The following is a 1584-nucleotide window of genomic DNA, read 5'->3' as shown; positions in this document are numbered from 1 at the left end:
AAACGAACGTTTAAAAAACGCTTCCGGCCCAAAGTCATTTCCATTTATATATCAACGTATTAACCCATCATAAAGATAAAACCCGATTTTTTATTCCCGCCTTTCCTCCACAAAAACGAAAACTTGGCATACCTTTGCATTTATTTTACAAACTACAGTAATTTTAATTATTAACCCAAAAGCATTAGAGAATGAAGGCAAAAGAGACACTCCAAAGTAAGGAAAAAAAACAAAAAGAGACACCCTAGAAACGAATGTAAAGCACGGTATATCAGCTCCTAAAGCGGGAGTAGGACGTCCCGCAAGCGGGGAGGTTATGGGAATACTGCCACAATACAGGAAAGAAGTCATTAAAGACATCATACTATGGAAAAAGTCAAGGTACTTTATAGAAGAAAAGCCGACAAGCCATAAGGCATTGGCACAATGGGCATACCTACATTTCGACTTCAGGACACCTGAGCATAAAAGGCTGGCGGAAAGCACCATAATACAAGAGTTCGGTGAAGTGTGGCGGGAAATGAAGGTAGCAGGAGAGATATAGGGAATAAAACAAAAAAGGGCAGAAACCACGAAACTTATTGACAATAATTAAATATAAACAACTTAAGGAATAAACCACTTATCTTTGCCGCCACTTTGGTAAGGATGAAGCCACACCGCCTGTCAAACCAATACAATTATTAATTCTAAAGACTACAAAATGAGAAAGTCAACAAAGAACGCTTCACTTCACGAAGCACTGAGAAACCTATGGAAAATACGTATCATGCTGGAAAAGAACTACACGGAAACATGCGCCACATGGATGGCCCGACGGATAGAAAGCCTGATAGACCATATGCAATACGGGCATGCTGTCATAGCCTACCACAAGCAGGACGGGACATTCAAACTCGTAAAAGCCACCCTGATGCCCTACAAGGCAGACTTCAACAAGAATTACGACATTACAAGAGTGGCGGGCACCATAGCATTCTGGGACGTGGAAATGCAGGCTTGGAAAACCTTCCAGCTGGAAAACTTCCTGGAATGGAGACCCGTATGCTAACCATGAATCACCAATCATTAAAACACTAAAAGCAATGGCCATGATGTACGGGGGAATGCTATACTTCCCCCTCAAAGTAAATCTATTCGAAGAGATAGCAGTGGAACTGGTGGAAGCCAGATTCGGACTGAAAGGAACGGCGGCGGTAATGAAACTGCTGTGCAAGATATACAAGGAAAACGGATATTACCTGAAATGGAACGCGGAGCAATGCACACTGTTCACCAACAAGGCAGGAAGGGACATCAACGAGCAGGAGATGCAGGGAATAGTGGACATCCTGGTGGAGAAAACCTTTTTCGACCCCAAAACCTATAAGGAACAAGGGGTACTGACCTCTACCGAGATACAGAAAGTGTGGCTGGAAGCCACCAAACGAAGGAAAAGGGACCTCACCACCCTGCCCTATCTGCTGGTAGAGACGGAAGAGGACAAAACGGATAAGGACAGGACTTGCACGCAAAAACGGGAAAATTGCACGCAGGATGCAGACATTTTCCCCGAAAATGCATGCAATTCCAAACAAAGCAAAG

At 43.5% G+C, this 1584-nt stretch carries 3 protein-coding genes; all 3 read left to right on the top strand.

Going from position 1 to position 1584, the window contains the following annotated elements; all coding sequences use genetic code 11:
• Positions 1-316 precede the first annotated feature (316 nt).
• Positions 317-544: a hypothetical protein gene (locus E5355_RS19010; protein ID WP_136011551.1), complete on the top strand. Its 228-nt coding sequence runs from the start codon at positions 317-319 to the stop codon at positions 542-544.
• A 159-nt stretch (positions 545-703) separates the two neighbouring features.
• The gene (locus E5355_RS19005) at positions 704-1051 is read left to right on the top strand and encodes an SH3 beta-barrel fold-containing protein (protein WP_136011550.1); all 348 of its coding nucleotides are present in this window, start codon (positions 704-706) and stop codon (positions 1049-1051) included.
• A gap of 34 nt (positions 1052-1085) precedes the next feature.
• On the top strand, positions 1086-1584 hold a 499-nt coding region (locus E5355_RS19000), incomplete at its 3' end, for a DUF4373 domain-containing protein (protein ID WP_136011549.1).

It is taken from the genome of Bacteroides muris (ex Afrizal et al. 2022) (assembly GCF_004793475.1).
GTDB lineage: Bacteria > Bacteroidota > Bacteroidia > Bacteroidales > Bacteroidaceae > Bacteroides > Bacteroides muris.
The sequence above is the reverse complement of the archived record's forward strand: the minus strand, read 5'-3'. Positions and strand labels throughout refer to the sequence as shown.

What these genes read in the sequence shown, in the direction of transcription:
- E5355_RS19010 (WP_136011551.1), top strand. Translation starts at nt 317, where the DNA reads ATGGGAATACTGCCACAATACAGGAAAGAAGTCATTAAAGACATCATA.
- E5355_RS19005 (WP_136011550.1), top strand. Translation starts at nt 704, where the DNA reads ATGAGAAAGTCAACAAAGAACGCTTCACTTCACGAAGCACTGAGAAAC.